The sequence below is a fragment of the Paraburkholderia dipogonis genome (assembly GCF_042680985.1).
In the GTDB taxonomy this organism is placed as follows: Bacteria; Pseudomonadota; Gammaproteobacteria; order Burkholderiales; family Burkholderiaceae; genus Paraburkholderia; species Paraburkholderia phytofirmans.
The window spans coordinates 213,297-234,592 of record NZ_JBHUFR010000007.1 but is presented as its reverse complement, the minus strand read 5'-3'; the positions used below and the strand labels follow the sequence as shown (position 1 = coordinate 234,592).

Annotated in this window: 24 protein-coding genes; 9 read left to right on the top strand and 15 right to left on the bottom strand. The window is 61.2% G+C overall.

Going from position 1 to position 21,296, the window contains the following annotated elements; all coding sequences use genetic code 11:
* Window positions 1-104: 104 nt before the first annotated feature.
* Complete coding sequence (locus ACFSNN_RS09815) at window positions 105-1,043, bottom strand: LysR family transcriptional regulator (protein ID WP_134460751.1); 939 nt, start codon at window positions 1,041-1,043, stop codon at window positions 105-107.
* 98 nt (window positions 1,044-1,141) lie between these two features.
* Between ACFSNN_RS09815 and ACFSNN_RS09810 the strand changes: the two genes are divergently transcribed.
* From ACFSNN_RS09810 to trpS, 3 genes are all read left to right on the top strand, one after another.
* Window positions 1,142-2,563: an aldehyde dehydrogenase family protein gene (locus ACFSNN_RS09810; protein WP_134460753.1), complete on the top strand. Its 1,422-nt coding sequence runs from the start codon at window positions 1,142-1,144 to the stop codon at window positions 2,561-2,563.
* Between the two features lie 118 nt (window positions 2,564-2,681).
* On the top strand, window positions 2,682-3,020 hold the full coding sequence (locus ACFSNN_RS09805) for a hypothetical protein (RefSeq protein WP_134460756.1): 339 nt from the start codon (window positions 2,682-2,684) through the stop codon (window positions 3,018-3,020).
* A gap of 306 nt (window positions 3,021-3,326) precedes the next feature.
* Complete coding sequence (trpS, locus tag ACFSNN_RS09800; protein WP_134460765.1) at window positions 3,327-4,355, top strand: tryptophan--tRNA ligase; 1,029 nt, start codon at window positions 3,327-3,329, stop codon at window positions 4,353-4,355.
* A gap of 49 nt (window positions 4,356-4,404) precedes the next feature.
* Here the strand turns inward: trpS and ACFSNN_RS09795 are convergent, their stop codons facing one another.
* Window positions 4,405-4,716, bottom strand: coding sequence for a hypothetical protein (locus tag ACFSNN_RS09795; protein ID WP_134460768.1), 312 nt, complete (start codon window positions 4,714-4,716; stop codon window positions 4,405-4,407).
* Window positions 4,717-4,963: 247 nt separating this feature from the next.
* Window positions 4,964-5,386 carry a DUF1801 domain-containing protein gene (locus tag ACFSNN_RS09790; protein ID WP_134465506.1) on the bottom strand — a complete coding sequence of 141 codons (423 nt, stop codon included), beginning with the start codon at window positions 5,384-5,386 and terminating at the stop codon, window positions 4,964-4,966.
* 226 nt (window positions 5,387-5,612) lie between these two features.
* Here ACFSNN_RS09790 and ACFSNN_RS09785 point away from each other — a divergent pair, with 226 nt between their 5' ends.
* Window positions 5,613-5,864: a hypothetical protein gene (locus tag ACFSNN_RS09785; protein WP_134460771.1), complete on the top strand. Its 252-nt coding sequence runs from the start codon at window positions 5,613-5,615 to the stop codon at window positions 5,862-5,864.
* A 12-nt stretch (window positions 5,865-5,876) separates the two neighbouring features.
* On the opposite strand, the gene ACFSNN_RS09780 is transcribed toward ACFSNN_RS09785, so the two are convergent.
* The 5 genes from ACFSNN_RS09780 to ACFSNN_RS09760 form a co-directional block, all read right to left on the bottom strand.
* Window positions 5,877-6,572 carry a substrate-binding domain-containing protein gene (locus tag ACFSNN_RS09780; RefSeq protein WP_134460774.1) on the bottom strand — a complete coding sequence of 232 codons (696 nt, stop codon included), beginning with the start codon at window positions 6,570-6,572 and terminating at the stop codon, window positions 5,877-5,879.
* A gap of 14 nt (window positions 6,573-6,586) precedes the next feature.
* Window positions 6,587-7,270, bottom strand: coding sequence for a 4-carboxy-4-hydroxy-2-oxoadipate aldolase/oxaloacetate decarboxylase (gene ligK, locus ACFSNN_RS09775; RefSeq protein WP_134460777.1), 684 nt, complete (start codon window positions 7,268-7,270; stop codon window positions 6,587-6,589).
* A gap of 2 nt (window positions 7,271-7,272) precedes the next feature.
* A complete protein-coding gene (locus ACFSNN_RS09770) occupies window positions 7,273-8,298 on the bottom strand; it encodes an amidohydrolase family protein (protein WP_134460780.1) in 1,026 nt (341 codons plus the stop codon).
* A gap of 70 nt (window positions 8,299-8,368) precedes the next feature.
* A complete protein-coding gene (locus ACFSNN_RS09765) occupies window positions 8,369-9,718 on the bottom strand; it encodes an MFS transporter (RefSeq protein WP_134460783.1) in 1,350 nt (449 codons plus the stop codon).
* Between the two features lie 130 nt (window positions 9,719-9,848).
* The gene (locus ACFSNN_RS09760) at window positions 9,849-11,150 is read right to left on the bottom strand and encodes a gallate dioxygenase (protein ID WP_134460786.1); all 1,302 of its coding nucleotides are present in this window, start codon (window positions 11,148-11,150) and stop codon (window positions 9,849-9,851) included.
* A 553-nt stretch (window positions 11,151-11,703) separates the two neighbouring features.
* Between ACFSNN_RS09760 and ACFSNN_RS09755 the strand changes: the two genes are divergently transcribed.
* Window positions 11,704-12,150, top strand: a complete 447-nt coding sequence (locus tag ACFSNN_RS09755) for an SRPBCC family protein (protein ID WP_134460789.1) — start codon at window positions 11,704-11,706, stop codon at window positions 12,148-12,150.
* Window positions 12,151-12,167: 17 nt separating this feature from the next.
* Here ACFSNN_RS09755 and ACFSNN_RS09750 read toward each other — a convergent pair whose 3' ends face one another.
* The 5 genes from ACFSNN_RS09750 to ACFSNN_RS09730 all read right to left on the bottom strand — a co-directional run bounded on the left by ACFSNN_RS09750 (window position 12,168) and on the right by ACFSNN_RS09730 (window position 15,447).
* Window positions 12,168-12,536 carry a nitrile hydratase accessory protein gene (locus ACFSNN_RS09750; RefSeq protein WP_134460792.1) on the bottom strand — a complete coding sequence of 123 codons (369 nt, stop codon included), beginning with the start codon at window positions 12,534-12,536 and terminating at the stop codon, window positions 12,168-12,170.
* Entirely contained in the window at window positions 12,529-13,200 is a 672-nt protein-coding gene (gene nthB / locus ACFSNN_RS09745) for a nitrile hydratase subunit beta (protein WP_134460795.1), read from the bottom strand. Before nthB ends, ACFSNN_RS09750 begins: the two co-directional genes overlap by 8 nt.
* Entirely contained in the window at window positions 13,197-13,865 is a 669-nt protein-coding gene (gene nthA, locus ACFSNN_RS09740) for a nitrile hydratase subunit alpha (protein ID WP_134460797.1), read from the bottom strand. Before nthA ends, nthB begins: the two co-directional genes overlap by 4 nt.
* 308 nt (window positions 13,866-14,173) lie before the next feature.
* Window positions 14,174-14,629: a hypothetical protein gene (locus tag ACFSNN_RS09735; RefSeq protein ID WP_134460800.1), complete on the bottom strand. Its 456-nt coding sequence runs from the start codon at window positions 14,627-14,629 to the stop codon at window positions 14,174-14,176.
* 185 nt (window positions 14,630-14,814) lie between these two features.
* Window positions 14,815-15,447 carry a CGNR zinc finger domain-containing protein gene (locus tag ACFSNN_RS09730; protein WP_134465507.1) on the bottom strand — a complete coding sequence of 211 codons (633 nt, stop codon included), beginning with the start codon at window positions 15,445-15,447 and terminating at the stop codon, window positions 14,815-14,817.
* 172 nt (window positions 15,448-15,619) lie between these two features.
* Here ACFSNN_RS09730 and ACFSNN_RS09725 point away from each other — a divergent pair, with 172 nt between their 5' ends.
* From ACFSNN_RS09725 to ACFSNN_RS09715, 3 genes are all read left to right on the top strand, one after another.
* Window positions 15,620-16,315 carry an alpha/beta hydrolase gene (locus ACFSNN_RS09725; protein ID WP_134460803.1) on the top strand — a complete coding sequence of 232 codons (696 nt, stop codon included), beginning with the start codon at window positions 15,620-15,622 and terminating at the stop codon, window positions 16,313-16,315.
* Between the two features lie 92 nt (window positions 16,316-16,407).
* A complete protein-coding gene (locus ACFSNN_RS09720) occupies window positions 16,408-17,262 on the top strand; it encodes an alpha/beta fold hydrolase (RefSeq protein ID WP_134460806.1) in 855 nt (284 codons plus the stop codon).
* Between the two features lie 67 nt (window positions 17,263-17,329).
* Window positions 17,330-18,100 carry an SDR family oxidoreductase gene (locus tag ACFSNN_RS09715; protein WP_134460809.1) on the top strand — a complete coding sequence of 257 codons (771 nt, stop codon included), beginning with the start codon at window positions 17,330-17,332 and terminating at the stop codon, window positions 18,098-18,100.
* An 82-nt stretch (window positions 18,101-18,182) separates the two neighbouring features.
* On the opposite strand, the gene ACFSNN_RS09710 is transcribed toward ACFSNN_RS09715, so the two are convergent.
* Together ACFSNN_RS09710 and ACFSNN_RS09705 are read right to left on the bottom strand one after the other, a co-directional pair.
* Window positions 18,183-19,619, bottom strand: coding sequence for an MFS transporter (locus ACFSNN_RS09710; protein WP_134460812.1), 1,437 nt, complete (start codon window positions 19,617-19,619; stop codon window positions 18,183-18,185).
* 50 nt (window positions 19,620-19,669) lie between these two features.
* On the bottom strand, window positions 19,670-20,041 hold the full coding sequence (locus ACFSNN_RS09705; protein WP_134460815.1) for a nucleotide pyrophosphohydrolase: 372 nt from the start codon (window positions 20,039-20,041) through the stop codon (window positions 19,670-19,672).
* Between the two features lie 649 nt (window positions 20,042-20,690).
* On the opposite strand from ACFSNN_RS09705, the gene ACFSNN_RS09700 reads away from it, so the two are divergent.
* A complete protein-coding gene (locus ACFSNN_RS09700; protein WP_134460818.1) occupies window positions 20,691-21,290 on the top strand; it encodes a hypothetical protein in 600 nt (199 codons plus the stop codon).
* The last annotated feature ends 6 nt before the right edge of the window (window positions 21,291-21,296 follow it).

Here is a 21,296-nt window from a genome sequence, read left to right as displayed (position 1 = left end):
TAAATCGAGACCCGCGCGTATTGCGATTATTGCGTAAACATAGAGGATCGGGTTAATTCGACTGAGGAAACGCGCCGACATCTCGCCACGCAGGAAAAAATGACCTACTGCGAGCCACGCGCCTTGCGCCGGGTCCGCGCCTGTTCGCGCTGCGTATCGGCGTGCTCGCGGATCATATCGATGAGCGCCCGTAACCCGGCGGGCGCGTGACGGCGGCCGGGATAGTACAAACACAGCCCGTCCAGCGGCGGCGTCCAGTCCTCAAGCACGCGCACCAGCATGCCCGCCTGCAGATCCGCGGCGACATTCCATTCGGTCAGATAGGTCACGCCGAGTCCGGCGCGTGCCGCTTCCAGCATCAAACCCGGCTCGTCGAGCGTCAGTGCGCCTTTTCCGTCGATCCGCACCGTTTCGCCGCGGCGTTCGAACTCCCATTGATAGATCGCGCCGCTCGGCATGCGCGTGCGGATACAGCGGTGCGCGAGCAGATCGGCGGGCGTGCGCGGCGCTTTGCGCTGCGCGAAGTAAGCGGGACTGCCGACGACCGCGAAGCGCTGCTTGTCGCCGAACGGCACCGCGATCATGTCCTGCGGCACGGTTTCGGCCAGACGGATACCCGCATCGAAACCTTCGACGACGATGTCGATCAGCCTGCCCTCTGTGACGAGATCGAGCTTCATGTCGGGATAGCGCTGTAAAAACGCGATGAAGAGCGGCATGGCTTGCTTTGCCGCGCCCACCGACGCATTGATGCGCAACGTGCCCGACAGCGTGTCGCGAAAGCTGCCGGCCTGCTCGATTGCGACGCGGATCGTGGACAACGCCGGCGCCACGCTGTCGACGAATTGCGCGCCCGCTTCCGACAGCGCCACGCTGCGCGTCGTGCGATTGAAAAGCCGGACGCCGATGCGCGCTTCCAGCGCCGCCACCGCATGACTGAGCGCGGACGTCGACACGCCGAGATCGGTCGCGGCCGCCCGAAAGCTGCGATGGCGCGCAACGGCCAGAATCGCCTCCAGTTCACCCAGACCCGAAGTTTTCATTGTCCCAAATTACTCAACATGACGTGCTTGATTGTACGGCTAGTCAACGCAATGCCGACGATCTATTGTGGTTTGTTCGAGACTTCTTTGGAGCAGGCATGCAGATCATCGACAGGATTTATATCGACGGCGCGTTCGTCACGCCGCACGGCAGCGAAATGTTCGACCTCTTCAATCCGGCGACGGAGCAGGTGATCGGCCAGGTACGCCTCGCCGACGCGCAAGACGCACGCGACGCCATCGCTGCAGCAAAACGCGCGTTTCCCGCCTTTTCGCGCACCAGCCCGAGTGAACGCATCGACATGCTAAAGCGCCTGCATGAAGCCGTCGTGGCAAAAGAAGATCAGCTTTACGAAGCGATCACCGAAGAATATGGTGCCCCGGTGTCGCGTGGCCCCTGGATGGCGCGGCATGCGAGCAGCGTGCTGCTCGAAGCGGCGAAAGTCTTGCAGGACTATGCATTCACGCGCCGCGCGGGCAGCGCCGAGGTCGTGATGCAACCGTTGGGCGTCGCCGGTTTGATCACGCCGTGGAATAGCGACGCGGGTTTCATCTGCGGCAAGCTCGCCGCCGCTCTGGCCGCGGGTTGCACAGCCGTCATCAAACCGAGCGAGATGAGCGCGATCCAGACGCGTATCGTGACCGAGGCGCTGCATGAAGCAGGTCTGCCCGCGGGCGTGTTCAACATCGTGACCGGGCGCGGCGACACGGTGGGTGCGGAGATCAGTTCGCATCCCGATGTCGCGAAGCTGTCGTTCACGGGTTCCACGGCCGTCGGCAAAACGATTTTGCGCGCGGCGGCCAACACGTTGAAGCGCGTCACGCTCGAACTCGGCGGCAAGTCGCCCGTGATCGTGCTCGACGACGCGGACTTCGACGAAGCGGTGCCGCTCGCCATTCAGGCAGGCTTCATGAATAGTGGCCAGGCGTGTATCGCGGGCACCCGCATTCTGGTGCCGCGGCAACGGCTCGCGGAGTTCGAAACGCGCGTGCGGGAAGAAGTCGCGCGCAGCCAGTCAGGCGATCCTCGCGACCCGCAAACAACCATCGGCCCGATGGTCAGCCAGAAGCAATGGGAGCGCGTGCAGCGTTATATCCGCATCGGGCTCGACGAAGGTGCGCGCCTGATCGCGGGCGGCGAGGGACGGCCGGATGGCGTCGACGCGGGCTGGTTCGTGCGCCCGACCGTCTTCAGCGATGTCACGAACGACATGACGATTGCGCGTGAGGAGATTTTCGGCCCGGTGCTGTCGGTCATTGGCTATGACGACATCGACGAGGCCGTCACGATCGCCAACGATACGAGCTACGGCTTGCAGGCTTATGTGTTGTCGCGGGACACGCAACGCGCGCACGAAGTCGCGTCGCGGATCGAAGCGGGACGCGTCCTGGTCAATACGCTGGCCCACGAACCAGCGGCGCCGTTCGGCGGTTTCAAGCAATCCGGCATTGGGCGTGAATACGGTACGTTCGGGCTGGAAGCGTTTCTGGAGCCGAAGTCGGTGCTAGGTGTTTTCTGACTGGCCATCGCCGTCCCGAAGCCTCGCGAGTCGAGTATCGATGTACGATGCCGTATAGTGGATGCACCGCTGATTTCCAGCGGCGTACCTGTAGATCGGCGCGATGGGGGACTACGAGATGACAGTCGCAAATACATCGATGAACGGCTCTCGCGAGCCCGTGCCAGAGTCGCTGCAGACCTTGGTCGAGTATCTCGAACTCTCGCTCGACAGGGCGGCGAGCGTGGTGATGACGCGCCACACGAATGCCGTTTGCACCGTCTATCTGGGCGACCCGGCCGGTCTGATCGAGGAAATGAAGAAGCTCGGCACGATTGCCATCCCGCTCGCCAATGAGATGCTGGAGTTGACGCGCTCGGGCGTCAACGAGATGGAAATCGGCGGCCAGGCGTATCGCTTTGTGCGCACTTTCACGCAGGTCGAAGACGCCGCGGCGGTCGTTTTTTCGGCGGCCTAGACGGCGGTGCGGATCGGTTTTACGGCGGTTTGCACGACGGTTTGCTCGGCGCGTCCGTCACTCGTGCGCGCTCGCGGGCACGGCCGCGGGGACGCACTTCCCGCCCGCCGTTGACGACCCGGCGATCCGCCGCGTTATACTCTGCCGATGGATACGAAGCCGATCACGCTGAACAGTTGGTGGCGCGCCTGACTTAGGCGGCCCGTTTCCACTCGACCATCGAAACGTGATGCCGCCAGTCCTGGCGGCATTTTCGTTTCTGCGCGCCGACGGCTGGTGGTATCGAAAAACGCACAACCCCAGACCATGACAGACGCAAAACCGACCACGAACCAACCCATTATCCTGACCGGCGACCGCACGACCGGCCCGCTGCACCTTGGCCACTACATCGGCTCGTTGCGCTCGCGCGTGCAGCTCCAGCACGAGGCGCAGCAGTTCCTGCTGCTGGCCGATGCGCAAGCCATGACCGACAACGTCGGCCGGCATCAGAAAGTCACGGAAAACGTCATCGAGGTCGCGCTCGACTATCTGGCCGTCGGCATCGACCCGGCGAAGTCGACCATCTTCATCCAGTCACAGGTGCCCGAGCTGGCGGAACTGACCCAGTACCTGCTCAATCTCGTCACGGTCGCCCGCCTCGAGCGCAACCCCACCATCAAGGCGGAAATCGTGCTGCGCGGTTTCGAGCGGGACATCCCCGCCGGCTTTCTGACCTATCCGGTCAGCCAGGCCGCCGACATCACCGCCTTCAAGGCGACGCGCGTGCCTGTCGGCGACGACCAGTTGCCGATGATCGAACAAACCAACGAACTGGTGCGCCGTTTCAACAACACGGTCGACCAACAGGTGCTGGTCGAATGCGAAGCCGTGCTTTCGCACGTTGCACGGCTGCCGGGCATCGACGGCAAAGCCAAGATGAGCAAGTCGCTCGGGAACGCGATCACGCTGGGCGCGACGCCGGACGAAATCACCAAGGCCGTGAACAACATGTACACCGACCCCAACCATCTGCGTGTTAGCGATCCGGGCCAGGTGGAAGGCAATGTGGTGTTCGCGTTCCTCGACGCGTTCGAGCCGGACGTCCCGATGGTCGACGAACTCAAGGCGCATTACCGCCGCGGCGGACTTGGCGACAGCATCGTCAAGCGCGCGCTCAACGAACGGCTGCAGTCGATGATCGCCCCGATTCGCGAGCGCCGCCGAGAATTAGAAGCCGACCGAGCCGAGGTGCTGAACGTCCTGCGCCGCGGGACGATGCGCGCGCGCGAAGTGGCAGGCGCGACGGTATCCGAGGTGAAAAATGCGCTCGGCCTGAACTACTTTCAGAACTGAGCGAAAGCCGGCGGGCGGCGCTCTGCATTCGGGCATCCGCTCGCCCGGCCTATGACTTGCCTTTGAGCGTGAATGGAGCCAGCAGGGACTGCACATCGATCTGCCGTCCCAGAAGCAGAAGCAGCCTTGCGTGAAGCACCGTGTTTTCGAGAACCAGCTTGGCGGTGCTCAGGAGGTATAGCGCATGGATGTCGGACACCGACATGTTGCCGGCTTCGACCTGATGGTGGCGTTCGACGAGCGAGGTCATCACCAGACGCCTGAGTTCCTGCTCTCCGAAAGGAAGGTCGGCGTAGTCGATCGGGTCGTCGGCTTCGACTTCTCGCAGCATGTCAACAAGCGCTTCCGTGCTCACTTCCATGTTTCGGCTCCCACGTTGTCGGTTAGGAACAGCATCGCCAGACTGCGTCGTGCAATGGTGTCAGACTAACGGGTCTGTTTGGGGGAGTCCAGTGGGAATGCGAGGTAGAGCGCATAGCGGGTTAGGCGGTGCTGCGCGTGTGACGCGTGGCCGGCGTCAACGCGGCGCTCCAGAAAAACGCCGCCAGCAACGACACAGTTGAATCGCCGCCGCGCCTTCCGCTCTCAGATAGCCAACGGCCTTACCTTCACGTCGCTTTACTCTTGTCCACTTTCGCCGGCGCACTTGCGGACGTTTTGTTCTTCTTCAAATGGGTCTGGTTGTACGCGATAGCGGCGCGGACGAGATTCTTTAGCGCCCGCGCATTGACCTTATCGCCTTCCAAAAAATCGATCGCTCGTCGCGCGTTGCCTTCGAGACCCGCGTTGAATAGCTTGTCAGGGTCATCGAGGCCGGCCCCATGAGCAAACGTGACCTTCACCTTCCCTTTGTGCGCGTCGGCGACCGCGATCATGCCGTCCCGAGACCACACCGGGCTACCCATCCATTTCCATTCTTCGATGATCTCCGGGTCGGCCTCAAGCATGATCTTGCGGACACTCGCGAACGTTTTGCCACGCCAGTCCGTCAAACCGGCAATCAGTTCGTCGATCCGTTCCGATGCACCCATTGGTTCTTTATTCATCGAATCTGGTCTCCTTTAATGCCGCCGCAATGGGAATGAGTAGCTACATCGCTTAATCGTCTGGAATATAAGCACTGAGATCGCGAGGGAGTCAAGCAGGATATGCCGACTGACTCCCTCCGATTTCCCGCCACCTGTCGAATGAGGGAAATCAGCGCGTGTGTATCGCCGACAATTGGTATCCTGTCAGACCGAACTCACGGAACATGCGATGACAAAACCGAAAAAACTCGCGCTTCTCGCGCTGGCATTCACCATGTTCGGTCTGTACAAGTTGATTGTCGTGTTCCAGGACATGCAAACCGGCTGTATCCAGTTTCAAACGCATCGAACGTGCAGCTACGAAAACGCGGAGAATTTCCAGGGCATGCTCGATCTCGAACTGATGTTGGCATGCGCGTGGGCCGCAAGTGCCGTGGTCTGCTGGATGGTCGCCGTGCAGGCGCATAAACAGGAGCGGTGATTCGTCCGGCACTCAGCCGACAGCAGGCTCCATCCCCTGATTCAGCTTGGCTCGGTCGCATTGCGACGAGGCCAGAAAAGAGAGGAACGCCTTCGCGGCATCTTTCTGTCCGGATGCCACGCATATGCCGGCAGAAAAGACCGTTACGATCTGAACCTCTGCGGGCATAGGACCAATCACATCGATGCCCGGCAAGTGCATCAATTCGCTCAACTGCTGAAAACCCAACTCGACGTCCTTGCGCGCGACAAGCGCGCCGACCGGAACACCGGGCGGAGCCTGCACGATCCGCGGCGCAACCACGTCGGCAATACCCCAGCGCTCGAACAGGCGGGTCAGATGTGCGCCGCTGGGCCCGGTCGAATAGCCAATAGTGCGCGCGGCGAGAACTGCGTCGCGCAGCGCCGCCTCAGAGCCGACGTCGGGTCGCGGAGCACCGGCCGCTACCGCGATCGCCACGCCCGAGCGGGCCACGTCGACCCGGCTGCCCGAAACGACATAACCGGCGGCTTCCAGTCGATCAATCACGTCGGCAGCGAGTACGACGAAGTCGAACCCGCTGCCGCTCTCGACGCGTCGCGCGGCTTCGACACCACCGACAGATTTGACCGCAACCGGCTGCCCAGAAAGCCGCTCATAGTCCTGCACCACGTCGGCGAGCACGGTACGGGTGGCCATCGACGAGATGCCGGTGAGCTGCCTGCACATGGTTTCTCCGCCGCTCAATCGATGTAGCGCAGTCCGGCTTGTCGCAACGGTTCGCGCATGCTGTACATGTCGAGACCCAGCAGGCCGCTGGCGAGCTTCGCGCGCTTCTCCCCTTCGTAGGCTTCGCGCGCCGCCGCCTTGTCGAGCACCTTCTGCGCCGACGCCGCGGGGACCACGACCACCCCGTCTTCATCCGCGACGACCACGTCGCCCGGATTCACCAGCGCTCCGGCGCACACCACCGGAATGTTCACCGAACCGAGCGTCGCCTTGACCGTGCCTTTGGCCGAGATCGCCTTGCTCCAGACCGGGAAATTCATTTCGGTGAGCACGCTCACGTCGCGCACGCCGGCGTCGATGACCAAACCGTGGGCGCCACGCGCCTTGAAGCTCGTCGCCAGCAGGTCGCCGAAATAGCCGTCCGTGCAATCGGCCGTGACGCCGGCAATCACGATGTCGCCCGGCTGGATCTGTTCCGCGGCTACGTGCAGCATCCAGTTGTCGCCGGGCTGCAGCAGCACCGTGACGGCCGTGCCGTGCGCACGCGCGCCGGTATAGATCGGACGCATATAAGGCTTCAGCAGACCGACGCGGCCCATCGCCTCGTGCACCGTGGCGGTCCCGAGCGCGCCGAGCTTCGCGGCAACGTCGCCGTCTGCCCGTTGAATGTTGCGATACACCACACCGAGTTCAACCATGATCAATATCCTTTCGTCTTCAATGCTGCGTCGAGGCGCGGATAGACGCGCCGTGCGTTGCCCTCGTAGATTTTGTAGCGCTCGTCGGCATCGATATGGGCGGCCTCGATATAACGCTTCGTGTCGTCGAAATAATTGCCCGTCTCCGGATCGATGCCGCGCACGGCGCCAATCATTTCGCTTGCAAACAGAATGTTGTCCACCGGAATCACGCGCGTGAGCAGATCGATGCCCGGCTGGTGATACACGCAGGTGTCGAAGAACACGTTGTTGAGCAGATGATCTTTCAGCAATGGCTTCTTGAGTTCCTGCGCGAGTCCGCGAAAACGCCCCCAGTGATAGGGCACCGCGCCGCCGCCGTGCGGAATCACGAAGCGCAGCGTGGGGAAGTCGCGGAACAGATCCGACGTGAGGCACTGCATGAACGCGGTAGTGTCAGCGTTCAAGTAATGGGCGCCCGTTGTGTGAAAGCACGCATTGCAGCTCGTGCTTACGTGGATCATCGCGGGGATGTCGTACTCGACTATCTTCTCGTAGATCGGATACCAGGAGCGATCGGACAGCGGCGCACTGGTCCAGTGACCGCCCGACGGATCCGGGTTGAGATTGATCGCCACGTTGCCGTACTGCTCCACGCACTTCACGAGTTCTGGAATGCAGGTGGCGACATCTACGCCGGGGCTCTGCGGAAGCATCGCGGCCGGAATGAAATGATCGGGAAACAGCCGACTCACACGGAAACACAACTCGTTGCAGATCGCCGCCCAGGTGCTGGACACCTGAAAGTCGCCGATGTGATGCGCCATGAAACTGGCACGCGGGCTGAAGATGGTGAGATCGAGGCCGCGCTCGCGCATCAGGCGCAACTGGTTGCTCTCGATCGATTCGCGCAACTCATCGTCGCTGATCTGCAATTCGGAGACCTTAGGCATTTCCGAAGGATGCTTGATGCCCGCGATCTGGCGGTTGCGCCACTGCTCCAGCGCCTTGGGCGCCGTCGTATAGTGGCCGTGAATATCGATGATCATCGCTACTCCGACAGTTAATTCGTTTATCGGGCGACGCCACGCATGGCGTCGCCCGACGGCTTTCTCAGCGTCAATGCGCCGCGGTCACCTGCACAGCCGGCTCGCCGGCCTTTGCGCGTTGAGCGACCATGATGGCGAGCGCAGCCAATGTTGCGGGCACGGCCAGCATCGCGAGAATCGCGCCGAACTGCCAGCCGAGGCCGAGCAACGCGCCGCCGATAGCGGAGCCGAAAATGCTGCCGAAGCGGCCCATACCGAGCATCCAGCTCACGCCGGTGGCACGCGCAACGGTCGGATAACGGCCGGGCGCAAACGCATTCAGGCCCGTCTGCGCGCCGCTCATGCAGAAGCCCGCCGCGAACACCAGCAACGCCAGCGACGACGACAATGCGCCGATCCACGCGAGTCCAAGAACGCACAGCGCGCCGCCGAGGTACGCCGCGCTGATCACCCGCGCCGGCCGCACCTTGTCCATCACCCAGCCGACGAGAACGGCGCCGATCGTGCCGCCGATCTGGAACATCGCCGTGACATTGGCGGCCGACGTGACCGTCAAGCCTGCGTCTTTCATCAACGTGGGCAGCCAGCCCGTCAGCAGATAGATGACGAGCAGACCCATGAAATAGGTCACCCACAGCGCCGCCGTCATGAAGCCATAGCCTTGCGAGAAGAGCACGCCGATCGGCTTGCGCGTGGGCAATGGCGGTTCGTTGGACACGAACACTTCGTCGCCGGTAAAGCGCGCACCGCATACCCGGCCGAGCACGGCGCCGATTCGCGCCGGCGATGCGCCGCGCACCGCGAGCAGGCGGGCGGACTCCGGCAGCAGCCACACTTGCAACGGGATCAGCACCAACGGCAGCGCGCCACCGAAAATCAGCACCGAACGCCAGCCATGGACGGGAATCAGCCAGCCAGCCGCGAAACCGATCAACGCCGAGCCCAGATTGAACCCGGTGAACATGATCGTGATCATCAGCGAGCGTTTACGCTGAGGTGCGTACTCGGAGAGAAGCGTCGTCGTGTTCGGCATTGCGGCGCCGAGGCCGATACCCGTCAGCAGCCGCAGCACTGCCATTTCCATGGGCGAGTGAGTGAAAGCCGTCGCAATGGTGAAAATGCCGAAGAGGAAAACCGAGGTAATCAGAACCCACTTCCGTCCGATACGATCCGAAGCCGGGCCCGCCGCCAACGCGCCGATGACGAGTCCCAGCGGCGCCGCGCTCATCACGAGACCAAATGCGGGGCGTGAAATCCCCCAATCGTGGATGATCGAGGGCGCCACGAAGCCCATGATCGCCACGTCCATACCATCGGCTGTCACCACGAGAAAGCACAGCGCCACCAGTAACCACTGGTAGGCCGAGATGGCTCGCCCGTCGATAAACGCCTTGATGTCGATCGCTTTTCCGTTTGTCATCGATTTACTCCTGTCTCCTTGCTTTGGCATATCGACGTAATTGACTGTGTTGTTTTCCGTCGCGCCCTGCTTCTATCGAGTCCGATACTTCGCCCGGGCGGCGAGTGCATCGGCGCTGTTACTCCATCGCTCAGCTCTTGCCTTTTTCTGCGTTGTCCCAATCAAGTTTTCCCGCGGTTTTCCCCGCCACCGAATACAGAGCGCCGGGCGCGTTGCGGGTGCGCTGGAAAGCCTCGAGCGTTTCGCCGCGCATGGCGGCGTAGATGTGCAGATTCGACACGCCTGTCACGGCGCCGAGCTTCTCGAGCATGAAAAAGATCACGCCGTAGTGCAGCAGGCCGCGCCAATCGCGGCGGCGAATCAGGTCGCGCTCTTCCTCGCTCAACGCCGCCGCATCGAAGCTCGCTTCCGGATCGCTCAGGAATGCTTCGCGATGGGCGGGCTCGACCATCCGGTGGAGGTAATCGTTGATTCGATAGGCCCGCACGGCGACTTCGATCGAAAACGGATAGGTACCCTCGAGTTTCTCGACATCGGCGAGTTGAACCGCCATACGCTGCCGGTGACGTTCGACGACCGAAGGTTTCGTCTCGCTCTCTTCGCTTTCGTAGATCGCGGTCGCAATGCCCGCCATCGAGGGCAGGTAGTAGCTGCGATGTTTGCAAACGACGTTGGAAGACAGCGCACCCCGCATCGTCAGCCACATGATCACTTCCGCGCCTTCGAAGCCGCCCAGCTCCGCATATTCGGCAAGCGTCATCTCGGCCAGTTGCTCGGGATCGTTTTCGAAGAGATCGAGAAAACGCTGGTCCCATTCGGTATTGTTGAAACCGGCACGTTCTCCGTGCACCTGATGCGACAGGCCGCCCGTCGCGACGATCGCGACCTTGAGATCTTCGGGGTAGCTCTCGATTGCGCGCCTCAATGCTTGCCCAAGCTTGTAGAAGCGCCGCGCGCTCGGGACCGGTAGTTGCAGCACACCCATCTGCATCGGCACGAGCTTCACCGGCCATTCGGGCTTGTGCGGGCAAAGCATCGACAGCGGCGAAAAGCAGCCGTGATCGAGCGACTTGTTCTGAAAGAACGACATGTCGAATTCATCGGTCATCAACGAGGTGCCGATGTGCGCGGCCAACGCCGGATGGCCTTTGATCGGCGGCAGATCGCGTGCGCCGCCCCCTTCGTCGGCGACGTTCCACTCGGGTCCCACGCCTAGCGTGAACGCGGAATAGTGGTCGAAGAAAAACGAAGTGACGTGGTCGTTGTAGATGACCAGCAATACGTCGGGACGCTTATCGGCCAGCCAGTCGGCCAGCGGGGCGAAGTTTTCGAAGATGGGTGCCCACACGGGATCGTCACGTTTGTTCTTATCGAACGCAAAACCGATGGTTGGTGTGTGTGAGGCAGCAATGCCTCCAATGATCCGTGCCATGCCTGTACTCCTTCAAAAACTCATTTGCACCGCCGGCGTAACCGACTCGGACAGCGGGGTCTCGGGATACCAAGGTATGAATTCCATGGCTCGGCAGAAAGTACGGGTAAACCCTTTGTTAAGCACTTGGACGTACCGTTGCGCTTTCTGCGGCTTGATCTGACGATATCGGCGGCCCGCGCCCTGTAAAGCGCTTTCGGGATCCCACGAGCGCTCCGGTCGGCCAACCGGTTTCAATGGCGTTTCAGATCGCGATAAACAAAACAGATGGGTCTGGATTGAAATCGCAAACTGCCGGACATACGGCGCCGGCTCGAAGACAACACAGAGGCGGGGAGTAAAAGGGGAACGGGCGCGCGGGGGACTTGATAAAAAAACATGTCCAGCGCGAGGGGATATGTGGGCCACTCCAAGGGAGTAAGCTTGCCGTCGATTGCAAGTTTGAGCCGCGCAACGCGTGCGGGTTTTTCCTGGTCTGAACCTGCGTCGATACCGGCGTCACCGGATCGTCGTAGGAGTATGTCCAACTTCTGTAATGAAAGGAGAACACACCATGGCTACCGGAACGATCCACCTCCACCGCGTCTTGCGTGCCACGCCCGAACGCATCTATCGCGCGTTCCTCGAACCGGATGCGATAGTGCGGTGGCTTCCGCCGTACGGTTTCACCTGTCAGGTCCATCACATGGATGCCAAGGTCGGCGGCACCCACAAGATGTCTTTTCGTAACTTCGGCACCGGCCACGGTCACTCGTTCGGCGGCGAGTATCTCGAACTGGTGCCGTTCGAGAAGATCCGCTACACGGACCGTTTCGACGACCCGAATCTGCCGGGCGAGATGCAGGTCACCATCTCATTGCGGCAGGTGTCGTGCGGAACCGAACTCACCGTTTTGCAGGAGGGCGTGCCCGAGGTCATTCCTGTGGAGATGTGCTACCTCGGTTGGCAGGAATCGCTTGTTCAGTTGGCGAGGCTCGTTGAGCCAGTGATTCCTGATTGACGGCGCAGGCAGCAGCGTCATCCGAGTTCGATCGGCTGTCCATGCGGCGTGCGGCGCGCCGCTGCGTCCCAAGCGCTGCGGCGACGGAGAAGCGAGTCGTCGGTCACGAGTCCCTTGATCGTGCTGATGCGCTCCAGTGCTGTCAGCCAATGCGCGTAGTAAGTGTCGCCGTGGTCCGCGTCGCCAGCGGCCTGCGCGTCGCGAATTGCCTCGTTCAGGCACACGGCCCACTCGCTCCAGCTGAACATGCCGCGCTCGTGCAACGCCAGCGTCATCGCAAACGCCTGCGCTTCCCACGGTGCGTTGAAAACCGGCCCTGCGTCGTCGCACGGCAGTGCCGGCAACGCAGCGCGCAGTTCGGGCAGTTTCGTTTGAGCGTCAGTCATCGTGGGCAGACGGTGGCTCGAGATAGGGTTCCCAACAGTCGACGCACACCGATGCCACAGTCGTATCACCTCCCCACAACTCCACACCGTCGAAGCGCACCGTGTAGAGCCATCGCGGCTGCTCGCCCAGGCCGATCGCGTTGGCGTCGGGAAAAACGTGCGCGCCGTGCACGGCAACAATGCGCCCGCGTTTGCCCCGACAATAACGCGGCAAACGCGTGTGCGAGGAAGGATTCATTTCCCGGGCCCGCACCCAATCGCCGATGGCAAACTTCGCCTCCGCGCCTGCGGGGCGATTGACGGGACTGCCCCGGAACAGCGCCGTAGATACGTCTTTGGCCATCAACACGCGCGGAACCGGCGCCGCTTGTGTCCTCGACTCGCCTGACTCGATTTCGTCGGGCGTGGCGAGACCCGTGCTCAGGATGAGTTTCTTCAAACCCTCGAACCAGATCTGGTAGTAGCTGCTGGATAGATATTGCGCGGGCGGCAAACTCTCCCGCGCCGCACGCGACATGTCGATGTTCCACTTGCCGGTTGCGCCCATGGCGATCGTGGTCGCGTGCGCCCTGCGCTCCCAGTCGGCGTGAAACGGCGAGACGTCGTTGTCCGGATATATCGGACCGAAAGACTGCATGCCACCAAGGTCCTGCGCGCCGTTCATGGTGTCTCCCGTGTCGATTGCGGAGTCTTCGGCAATCCCGTGCCGATCATCGAATCGCGCGTGACCAGTTCGGCTAGCTCCTCTTCGGAGAAGCCGTCAGTTCCTGGCGGCCGCATAGGCAACACGAGGTATCGAACTTCAGCGGTGGAATCCCACACACGAAACTCGACGTCCGCGGCTAATTCGAAGCCGAACTCCTTTAGTACACCACGGGGATCGATGACGGCACGCGAGCGATACGGCGCCGATTTGTACCACACCGGCGGCAGTCCGAGCACAGGCCACGGGTAGCACGAGCACAATGTGCAGACCACCATGTTGTGCGTCGCGGGTGTGTTCTCCAGCACGATCATGTGCTCGCCCTGCCGCCCCGTGTAGCCAAGTGACGCGATTGCCGCGGTGGCGTCGTCGAGCAGCCATTGTTTGTACGCCGGATCGCGCCACGCCTTTGCGATCACACGGGCACCGTTGCGCGGCCCGACTTTGTGCTCATAGGTTTCGACGAGTACGTCCAGCGCCTGCGGATCGACATACCCTTTTTCGACCAGCAGCGACTCCAGAGCACGAACACGCAGATCCATTTCCGACAGAGCGCTACCGTTATGGTCGTGCGTGTGGGTGTGCGGGTGCGCGTGGTGGTCGCCATCGGGATCGTTGCCGTTCATCGCCGTTCACCGCGAGCAATAAAGGAGAGAACAAGTATGGTTCGCACGGAGCAGAAATGCAAACTCAGTTAAATCGAGCGTGCATCGTCGGGGCATCGGCTGAAGGTAGCCGACCATCGCCTGCAAAATTCCAATAGAAAGCACCCTTCATGTGATCTGCTTCAACCGCGATGCTCCCGGGGTCATTTCAACAATACTTGAAATATAAAAGCGAGGGACGTATCCGCGTTTGCAAAAGAGGACGGCGAACAGGTGATAGATAGTGCGGGACGGAGGGTACGCTGATGCTGGAATGGCAGTCCCCGCCGTTACTGACCCGACGCGTGTGCCCTGAGAAACGCCACATAGCCGTTCTGGGTCTTAAGGATCTTCTCGGCGCACTCGTCGTAGTCCGAACCCTTTGCATTGTCCGGCCCATACATACCGCGGCACTGCGCAAAGAGCGTCAAGGTCGCGCCCGAACCCTTTGCCGCGCGAGTCGCCGAAAAGGCCACCTTGCCTGAACCACTCGGCACATCGGTGTCGATTGCCACCGCGTCCGCGCGCGTCACGGCCGTATCGGAATGCTGCTCGATATAGCGTTTCGTCAGCGCCCAGGCGGCGTCGCAGTTCGCCAGTTGGCAGTCGACCGCCGCATTGCGTTGAGCGGCGGCAAGATTGGTTTCGTTGTGGAGAAACTTCTGCTCTTGCTGCTCCTGCTTTTCGGCAGACGAGCAAGCGGTCAATACAAGCGCAACGAGCGCAAATGCGGCGGTCTTTTTCACGAGTAATTTCCCTGGCCATGTTCGAGCGCGATTATAGCTGCGCGCCGGAAGCGCTCACCGATTCGCTCGAACGGCATGCGCCCACGATTGCGCTTCTCACTTTCGCCAATTAGCTGCGGCGCAGTGATGATCTGTTCGTCCGCCAGGTTTTGACAAATACAACGCTAATTCGCGAACCACGTTACTCACTCGCCTTGCTGTTCCTTGACCCGCTTCCGGTGAGCGGCCACCTTCGCGCGATTCCCGCAAATTGCCATGCTGCACCAGCGGCGCGCGTGACCCCGCGTGTGATCCGCGAACATCAAGGTGCAGCGCGGACCCTCGCATGCCTTCACGTGCGTGAAATCCTCGTCACACACCAGGTTCGCCAGCGCTTCGGCGATCGGCATCAGCAATGACTCCGGCGACTTCCAACGCCGATTCGTCCGGAATTCAAAGGGCGACACTTCGCTCGCCGCAGCGGCGACGATTTCTCCATATCGGTCGTCGCGCTCGAGCAGTTGATTCAGCGGCGCGAGCTCACGCAAATCTCTCGCGGTTAATGGCCGCCCCTTCCTCTTCTGCGCAAACGCCCTGAACCACTCGCGCAGCGCGCGAGCTTGCGCCGCAACGGCGTCGAGTTCGGCCGGCGTGGACTGCGACCGCAGTCCCGCAAGCGCGGCGCGCGGGACCATTTCAGCCTGCTCAAGCCAGTCCAGCAATCCGCCTCCATCGCTGATCCAGTCGACCTGTTCATCCACCGGCGTCGCGATCGAGTTCAGAAAATCGAGGCCCGGCGCGTCGGCTACGAATATCGCGGGAATCTGACGGTAGTCCATTTTCTTGTAATCAATCTGCAATGACGATGACAGCATCGTAACCGCTAAAAATCCACTTGACAAGTTACATCATATATAAGTAACCTTTAAAACAACATCGAACAGGTTACGCAAAACGACTAATCTGGCTGCATTTCGCAAGCAGCATTCACTATCTTCAAAGGAGCGGGATATGTCTTCTAGCAATGTGAGCGCGGTGCTGGTGCACGGCGCATGGACCGACGGATCGAGCTGGAGCAAGGTGATCGACGGTCTGAAGAAACAGGGGATTGATGCCGTCGCGGCTCCGCTGCCGCTCACGTCGCTGAGTGAAGATGTGGCCGCGCTCGATCGGACGCTTGAGCGGATCGAAGGCCCGGTGGTGCTGGCTGGCCATGCGTACGCCGGCGCTGTGATCGGTTCGAGCCGATCCGACAATATCAGGGCATTGGTCTACGTCGCCGCGTTAGCACCGGATGAAGGCGAAACGGTCGGCGACGTGTTCTATCGCGGCGAAATGCATCCGTTGGCGCCGACACTCGCGCCGGATCGACACGGATTGATATGGCTGCCGCAAGAGGCATTCGCCCAGGCGTTTGCGCAACATGCAACTCCGCAAGAGTTGGCGGTGCTCGCTGCGGTGCAGCGTCCGATTTCCGTGTCGTGTATCGGCGAAGCAGTCGGGCGTCCGCTGTGGAAAGACCGTCCAAGCTGGTTCCTGATCGCCGAACAGGACCGGATGATCAACCCTGAAACGCAGCATTTCATGGCAGTTCGCATGAATGCGCACGCGCGCTCGTATCAGTCCGACCACACGCCGATCGTGACCGCGCCCGACGCTGTGGCGCATGTCATCGCCGAAGCGGTCCAGGCGGTTTCTGCTCGCTAACGGTATCCGCGAGTTCTGCGCGTGTTGCGATACCAACATCGCACGTCGCGCGTCGTCACCTGTTCAACTCTGTTCCCTTCAGGAGAAAAATCATGACTTCAATCGCTTATCGTCACGCCGACGTCGACGGCTTCAAGGTGTTCTATCGCGAAGCCGGGCGCCAGGGCGCGCCAAAGCTGCTGCTCCTGCACGGCTTTCCGAGCTCGAGCCATATGTTTCGCGACCTGATTCCGAAGCTCGCCGGCCGTTTCCATATCGTCGCGCCGGATCTGCCCGGCTTCGGTCGGTCCGACATGCCAAGCCGCGACGATTTTGCTTACACGTTCGACAATATCGCCAACGTGATCGAGCATTTCACCGAGGTGATCGGCTTCGACCGATTTGCGGTGTACGTATTCGACTATGGCGCGCCGACCGGTTTCCGCCTTGCGATCCGGCATCCCGAACGGATCACCGCGATCATTTCGCAGAACGGCAACGCCTACGAAGAAGGATTGAGCGAAGGCTGGAATCCTATCCGAGCCTATTGGCAAGACGCTTCGCCGTCGAATCGTGATGCGCTTCGCGCTCTGCTGACGCACGAGACGACCGTCTGGCAGTACACGCACGGCGTGTCCGATACGGCGTCCGTCTCGCCTGACGGTTACTCGCTCGACGAGTTCTATTTGAGCCGGCCGGGTGCGCACGAGGTACAACTCGATCTGTTCCGCGATTATCAAAGCAACGTAGCGCTGTACCCGGCATTCCAGCAATACTTCCGCGCGCATCAGCCGCCGCTGCTTGCCGTGTGGGGAAAAAACGATCCCTTCTTTCTGCCCGCCGGCGCCGAAGCATTCAGGCGCGACGTTCCGGGCGCCGTGGTGCGTTTCTTCGATACCGGCCACTTCGCGCTGGAGACGCACGCTACGGACATCGCCTCGGCCATTTCAGACTTCCTCGACCACTGACCTATCTGAAGCACTGAAGCGTCCTTCATTCAATCATTCAATCATTCAATCAATCGGGAGAAGCAACATGTCCAGCAAAGTCGCCATCGTGACGGGCGCAAGCCAGGGTATCGGCCGTTGGACGGCCATCAGACTGGCGCGGGATTTTGATTCGATCGTGCTGGTGGCCCGCAACCGCGCGAGCCTCGAAGAGACTGCCGTCGAGGTGAAGAATGCCGGCGCCGAGACGCTCGTCATCGACGCCGATCTCTCGGAACCCGAAACCGCGCGGCAAGTCGTCGAGCAAACGCTCGCGACGTTCGGGCGGATCGACGCGTTGCTCAACATTGCCGGCGCGGTGCCACAGATCGATGTGCTGGAGATGACCGACGAGCAATGGGACCACGGTCTCGCGCTCAAACTGCACGGCGCGCGCCGATTGACGATCGCGGCGTGGCCGGCACTGAAGGAGAGTTCAGGATCGGTCGTGCTGATGTCGGGGAATTCGGCGCAGTTTCCCAAGGCGCCCTATGCGGCCGTGGGCACGATCAACGCGGCAATCGTGGTGCTCGCGAAAGCGTTCTCGGATCGCGGCATTACCGATGGCGTGCAGGTCAACAGCGTGCTGCCGGGGCCTGTGATGACCGGCCGGCGACGCTCTTATCTGGAGCATTGGGCTCCGCTGCACAACATGTCCGTCGAAGAAGCGACGGCAAAGTTTCCCGCTGAAGCCGGTATCACGCGTTACGGCACGCCGGAGGAGATTGCCGAGTTGATGGCGTTCGTCGTATCGCCGGAGGCGCGCTGGATGACGGGATCGAGCTTACGGATGGACGGTGGAGAAGTGAAGTCGATTTGAGGCGCGGGTCGCGATGCTCGTGTATCGCGGCTGTATGTCCAGGCAGGACGTAAAACATTGGGTGTGCGGTTCGCCCGCATCATCACGACTTCTCGCCCACCCGCCCGTGTCCGCTGACGTGCGCGCCGGCATCGGGCGACAACGAAATGACATCGACTATCGCGATCACGCTCAATGCCGCCATGATCAGAAACGCGATGGTGAAATCGGCCGGCGCCAATGTTTGCCCATCGTGTCCATGCCACCACGCGGCGACCCGTAACGCGATTGCGCCGGCCGCGACGCCCATGCCCATCGTCATCTGGCCTAAGGTGCTCGATAAGGTCGACGCGCCGCTCATCTGCTGCTTCGGGACATCCGCGAAACCGAGCGTGTTGATCGCCGTGAATTGCAACGACCGCGCGACGCCGCTGACGAATAGCGCCAAGAGGATCCATCCATACGGCGTGGAGGCCGTCAGCAGACTCATGCTCGCCAGCGTCACAGCGGCGAACGCACCGTTGTAGAGAAGCACAGAGCGAAAACCGAAGCGCCGCAAGATCGGCGTCGTGACGAGTTTCGTCGACAGATTGCCGGCGAATACGCCAAGCGTCAGCAAGCCCGACTGAAACGGATTCATGCCGAAGCCGACCTGAAACATCAGCGGCAGTAGAAATGGCACCGAGCCGATCGCAATCCGGAACAGCGAGCCGCCGCCGATCGCCACCATGAAGGTCTTGATCCGGAACGCCGACAGATCGACCATCGGGTGCGCGCAGCGTCGCAGATGAAACCACGCTCCCGCGCAAGCCGCGAGGCCGATTGCCAGAAACACCAGCGCCGTACGCCACGACGAGTCCGTGCGGCCGATTGCTTCCATCGCGTACATCACCGAGGTGCCCGCGACGCCGGTCAGCACAAAACCCAGCATATCGAACGGACGACGATCCGTGTCGCGTTCCGCGTTGATGAAGCGCCACGCCAACACCACGCCCGCGAGTCCGAGCGGCACGTTCAGATAGAAGATCCAGCGCCACGACGAGTAGGTCGTAATGAAGCCGCCGAGCGGCGGTCCGAGGACAGGCGCGACCAGCCCAGGCCACGTGATGATGGAGATCGCGCGCATCAGGCCTTCTTTCGGCGTGGCGCGCAATACGGCGAGCCGCCCGACCGGCACCATCATCGCGCCGCCGATGCCTTGCAAAATCCGGGCGCCGGTGAATTCGACGAGGTTGTCGGTCAATCCACACAGCACCGATGCCACGGTGAAGATTGCAAGCGCCGCCGTGAACACCGTGCGCACGCCGGCCCGGTCGGCAATCCAGCCGCTGATCGGGATGAATACCGCGAGCGTCAACAGATACGAGGTGATGCCGACGCTTAGCTCGACAGGTGTGACATGAAACGAATGCGCCATTTGCGGCAGCGCGGTTGCGATGATGGAGCCGTCGAGGTTTTCCATGAACAGCGCGGCGGCGACCAGCGAGGTGATCAGCGAGGACGCGCCGGCGTGTGCGGTGGCGGATGACGAAGCCGACATCGGCTGACACTCCTGAAATGCGGGTGAGGCTGCGGGAAAGGCTCGCCGCGTTAGTCTCTGTACTCGGAGTACTTTCGCGAGTCGCCGCGGACTTTGTCGGCGGGATATTTTTGCCGATTAAGCGCCATCTTTTCCACCACGGCCTGAAACAGGTCGACATCCATCTTGTCGGCGAGGCGCACGAGGTACACCAGAACGTCGGCCATTTCGTGCCGGATAGCGGTTTCCTTCGCTTCGTCGAGTTCGTTTTTGTCGCCTGAAACAAGCCATTGAAAAGGCTCGAGCAGTTCACTTGCCTCGACACTGAGCGCCGTTGCCAGATTCTTCGGAGTGTGGAATTTGTCCCAGTCGCGCTCGCCGACAAACTCGCGAATGAGTTCGCGCAATTCCAGAAAGTCGTTTCGCAACTCAGTCTTTTTCACGTTGCTCCCGTAGTGCTTGCGTGGATCGATTACCGAGTCCGATAGCATACTGGCAGGGACCGGTCTCCGCCATCATGATACGCAACACTGCCGATACTACGCCGCGCCCGTCGCACTCCAAAACGCAACTCGGCCGCAGGTTCTATGTCGAAGTTCTTCGTCGTCTCCGTGACAAGTCTCGGTTCGATCCAGTTGCGGTCGTGTACGAAAGCCGGCGTCATCGCAGTTCGCCCGGCTCGTCACGCGGTTCCGAATGCGCCTGTCTTTTGTCCGATATTCATCAGGCACCCCGGCCTATCGTGGATTAGACTTTTCTAGCTATGCGGCTTTAAAGCGTGGCCGACTCACGAAGTCACAATTGCGCGTGCTTTGGTGCACCCCTTCTGCACGTGTCCGCCGACATCGAGCGAACAATGACCGCTTGATGAAACGTTTCGCCATCGATTGCATTGGCCTGCGCCTGGCCTTCTCGCCTCACTCTCCGGAACAGCCGGCCACGTCAACGGCCTCGCGTTCTTTCATCGCTTGCTCCGCAAACGGCGGCCGTTTTTAATTTTGTCTGTTCGAACTGGACACCTGATCCAGCCAGGCGATCGGCCTCCTACGCGCTGTGATGTTAAGCGCCTGATTCCCAATCAAGGAGATGACCATGAAGATCAAGCAACTATGCTTTCTGTCGGCAACTGCCGTTGCGCTTTTCTCGCTCAGCGGCGCCGCGCAGGCTGGCGACGGCGAACATGCGGGCGGCGGCGACCATTCCCGCGGCTTGTGTTCGAACGCGACGCTAAGGGGAGCGTATGCGTTTATCGGTCACGGAGAAATTCTTGGATTGATCGGTCCGGATAATCTGCTGCACCCGTACGCATCTCCATCTATCCTCGATGACGTCGCCCTCGTAACGTTCAACGGCGCCGGCCAATTCTCACGCACCGATTACGGAGTTATCGCCGGCCTGCCGAAAGGTGGGCAGACCACATTCAATCCAAACCAGAACGGCAGCTACACGGTGAACTCCGATTGCACCGGCACCATGCAAATCATCTATACAGCCGGACCAGTGCCGGCCGGCGTCGAGACTGATCTGCAAATCGTCGTCGCTGCCGACGGGTCGGTCGTCGAATCGGTTGTGTCCAAGGCGATCACGGTAGGCGGCCAGACGCCGGACGGCACAATTTGCCCCCCGAGTTGCACGCAAGGTGTGCAAGAAAGCTTTGAGGGGAAAAAGATCCTGGTCTATGGCTTTCGCTAGTCGAGT